Origin of the sequence: Pseudomonas sp. GXM4, assembly GCF_008923895.1 — a bacterium.
Classification (GTDB): Bacteria; Pseudomonadota; Gammaproteobacteria; order Pseudomonadales; family Pseudomonadaceae; genus Aquipseudomonas; species Aquipseudomonas atacamensis.
In genome coordinates this window covers 1-3,785 of sequence record NZ_WBRZ01000395.1, presented here as the reverse complement: position 1 = coordinate 3,785, position 3,785 = coordinate 1, and the positions used below count along the sequence as shown (strand labels likewise).

Genomic DNA, 3,785 nt, shown 5'->3' with positions numbered 1-3,785 from the left:
CCCTGAGTGTTATTGACTGGTCGCTCACCCTGAGTGCTCTGACGGAGGATTAATGGATTTCTGGACCCTTTTCCAGGTATTGATATTGGGCGCGGTAGAAGGCTTGACCGAGTTCTTGCCCATCTCGAGTACCGGCCACCAGATTATTGTCGCCGACCTGCTCGAGTTTGGCGGCGAACGCGCCATGGCGTTCAACATCATTATTCAACTGGGGGCCATTCTGGCTGTGGTCTGGGAATTTCGTCCGAAAATCTTCGAAATCGTCAAAGGCCTGCCCACCGAGCGCAACGCGCAACGTTTCACCCTTAATCTGCTGATCGCGTTTTTCCCGGCCGTTATCCTCGGCGTGTTATTCGCCGACGCGATTCATGAATACCTGTTCAACCCGATCACCGTTGCGGTGGCCCTGGTTGTTGGCGGCATCGTCATGTTGTGGGCCGAACAGCGCAGCCATGTAGTCAGCGTCGAACATGTCGACGACATGCGCTGGTCCCACGCGTTGAAGGTCGGTTTCGTACAATGCCTGGCGATGATTCCCGGCACCTCGCGCTCCGGCTCGACGATCATCGGCGGGCTGCTCTTCGGCCTTTCGCGCAAAGCCGCCACCGAGTTCTCGTTCTTCCTCGCCATGCCGACCATGGTCGGCGCCGCCGTTTATTCCGGCTACAAATACCGCGACCTGTTCCAACCCAACGACCTGCCAGTCTTCGCCCTCGGCTTCGTCACCGCATTCATCTTCGCCATGATCGCCGTGCGTGGCCTGCTGAAATTTATCGCCAACCACAGCTATGCCGCGTTCGCGTGGTACCGGATCGGTTTTGGTTTGTTGATTCTGGCAACCTGGCTGTTTGGCTGGGTGAACTGGACCGCCGCAGCCGCCGCCTGATCACTGCGCGCTGATCAACGCCGCCACGGCGAGATCGTTTAACGTCGAATCCAACGACTCCTGACGAAAGCGCTGCAAGGCCGAGGTGAAATACGCGGCTTGCAGCATGCCGTCGCTGGCCAGATAGAGTCGCGCGTCTTCTTGCTCCTCGGCAGAGTAAACACGCTTGTGACTGTTGGTCGTTTCCTGACTAGACGAAATAGGTGCGAGGATTAAAGACACCAAAGTGAAGCCGGAAAGCTGCGTCACCTCCCACGGCGTATCGGTACGGCCCATGCAAAAGCCATCGCAGTGCGCATAAACGTCGGAAGTGAAGCTGAACAAGGCGAGGAGGGTAAAACGCTTGAAACCTGAAAAAGTAAACGCGGGCATAAACAAAAGACATCCTGTCAGTACATCAAAATACCGGGCAACGCTCATGCGCCGCCCGCACACTCAAACCATCAATCAACGCCCTTCAAGCAACTCAGCCGCCTGATCCAGCAACGCCAGCGGATCCTTGGCCTTGTGAATATCCACCGACAACAACTGACGAAACTTGCGCGCCCCGGGGAACCCGGTGCCCAGGCCCAGCACATGCCGCGTGATGTGATGCATCGCGCCACCGGCCAGCAGATGTTCGGCGATATACGGCCGCAACTGCGCCAACGCCTCAGCCCGACTTATCACCGGCGCCGAACTGCCAAACAACTGCTGATCCACCTCCGCCAGCAAATACGGATTGTGATAAGCCTCACGCCCCAACATCACGCCATCGAACGTCTGCAGATGCTCATGGCAGGCCTCCATGGTCTTGATCCCGCCGTTCAGCACAATCTCCAGCTCCGGAAAATCCGCCTTCAACTGCGCCGCGACGTCATAGCGCAACGGCGGAATGTCGCGATTCTCCTTCGGCGACAACCCCTCGAGGATCGCAATCCGCGCATGCACGGTAAAACTCGTGCATCCGGCATCCCGAACAGTGCCGACGAAATCGCACAACTCGGCATAACTGTCGCGCCCGTTGATGCCGATCCGGTGCTTCACCGTCACCGGAATCGACACCGCATCACGCATCGCCTTCACACAATCGGCCACCAACTGCGGATGCCCCATCAGGCACGCGCCGATCATGTTGTTTTGCACACGATCGCTTGGGCAGCCGACGTTCAGGTTTACCTCGTCGTAGCCGTGCTCTTCGGCCATGCGCGCGCAGGCGGCGAGATCAAGCGGAACGCTACCGCCGAGCTGCAACGCCAGCGGGTGCTCGGCTTCGTTGTGACGCAGGAACCGTTCGTGATCGCCGTTGAGCAGTGCGCCGGTGGTGACCATTTCGGTGTAGAGCAGGGCGTTCTTCGACAGGAGGCGTAGGAAGAAACGGCAATGGCGGTCCGTCCAATCCATCATCGGGGCGACAGAGAAGCGGCGGGAGAGTGTGACGGGTTGTAGGGACATGTGAGGAATCTGGATCAAGAAGGCGAAGGCGCAAGAGTTTATCAGGTCTGCGAACAGGCAAAGGCTTGCGAGCCGCTGTTTGTGGTTTGAACTGGGCTCCGACGCGCTCGGCCTGATGGGAGGAAGTGTATTTCTGCCTGTTTTCTGTCCTTCAGTATCCGTTTAAACGATTGCGCAGGCGCTTGTTTAAATCTGACTGGTGAAAGTCATCCGAAGCCTACCTTGTCTTGCGCCTCCCCTACACTTAAGACAGAATCCGCCGGCTTGTGCGTCTAGCCTGCGGGTTTTATCGTCTCCGGGTCACTGAAAACAGTGATCGGGTTTGGTAGCGCGTTCCGGCAAAAGCACAAGACTACCGTCTTGCGACGACGTTTCTCGTCTTTGTTTTATGGTGGTCATGCGCGGGGCGTCTTCGGATGCGCCGGGGTTCCCGACGACCGGTCTACCAACCTGCGTATGGCCTCCACCCTTCGTTTGGTAGCGAGAGTGATGGCTCCTTTTCGTTCATCCGTCAGGAGTTGTACAGCCTGCAATTGCGCACGACCGGTTATTTTTCCGCTAAATAACCCCCACTGCATTGCCCGTAGCGCCCTATTGGCTGAATAGGCCGGGCGCTTGATTGTTAGCTATTTACGTGAAGAGAATTTATGTCTACTCCTGATAAGCCGAAGTTGCCGCTGCAAGCATTTGTGATGTCGTGCCTAGTGGCCGGCTGGGGTCTGGTGTATGCCGGTCAGGTGAAGTGGGCGGTGCGTGTTGCCGCTTTGCTTTATCTGGGGGTGATTTTACTCGGTGTCTGCGGGGTGCCTGCCACGCCATTGGGCCTGTATGTCTTCGCTACGTTTATCGTCCTGGTGAAACTCGGCTCGGCCACGGCGGCTGCGATATCGGTGCGTAGAAACGACCGTCCGGTGAACAGCCCCAGCACCCGTTTCCATGTGCTTTACGTGGTGGCGCTGGTTATCTTTACGCTGGTTCTTTTCGGTCCATTGCGAGGCCCGACGCTAGGGTTCAAGACTTACTTGATCCCCTCCGGCTCGATGGTTCCGACCCTTTCGATCGGTGACTATATCGTCACCAACATGCGCATCGACGCGCCGCAGGTGGGCGACATTGTGGTGTATCGCTATAACGGCACGGAGGCGGTCAAACGTGTGGCAGCAGTGGGTGGCGACACCTTGTCGATTGTTGACGGTAAGGTCATTCGCAACGGCGAAAACATGGGGCTGTTCTTTGCGCCGCCAGAGCGCGTGAAGGATCCTCGTTATCTGCAAACGCCGCAGACGGTGGTCGAGAAAGATCATGTTTATCTGCTCGGCGATAACCGCGACAGCAGTAACGACAGCCGCTTTATGGGTCAGGTCGCAGTCCAGGACATTACCGGTAAAGTCACCGGAATCTGGTATTCATCCGATCGATCGAGGATTGGTACAGCCTGTCAATGAACACAAAAGCCGTCACCTTA

General features: G+C 57.1%; 4 protein-coding genes. 2 read left to right on the top strand and 2 right to left on the bottom strand.

The features are described from left to right. Positions 1–52: 52 nt before the first annotated feature. Positions 53–886, top strand: a complete 834-nt coding sequence (locus tag F8N49_RS26495; protein ID WP_016775449.1) for an undecaprenyl-diphosphate phosphatase — start codon at positions 53–55, stop codon at positions 884–886. On the opposite strand, the gene F8N49_RS26490 is transcribed toward F8N49_RS26495, so the two are convergent. Together F8N49_RS26490 and dusA are read right to left on the bottom strand one after the other, a co-directional pair. Further along, positions 887–1,306 (bottom strand): DUF2388 domain-containing protein, encoded by a 420-nt coding sequence (locus F8N49_RS26490; RefSeq protein WP_256675524.1) that lies wholly within the window; start codon positions 1,304–1,306, stop codon positions 887–889. It lies immediately after the preceding gene. Positions 1,307–1,333: 27 nt separating this feature from the next. Beyond that, positions 1,334–2,320 (bottom strand): tRNA dihydrouridine(20/20a) synthase DusA, encoded by a 987-nt coding sequence (gene dusA, locus F8N49_RS26485; protein WP_122752114.1) that lies wholly within the window; start codon positions 2,318–2,320, stop codon positions 1,334–1,336. A 647-nt stretch (positions 2,321–2,967) separates the two neighbouring features. On the opposite strand from dusA, the gene lepB reads away from it, so the two are divergent. Continuing rightward, entirely contained in the window at positions 2,968–3,765 is a 798-nt protein-coding gene (gene lepB / locus F8N49_RS26480; RefSeq protein WP_151553206.1) for a signal peptidase I, read from the top strand. Positions 3,766–3,785 lie beyond the last annotated feature (20 nt).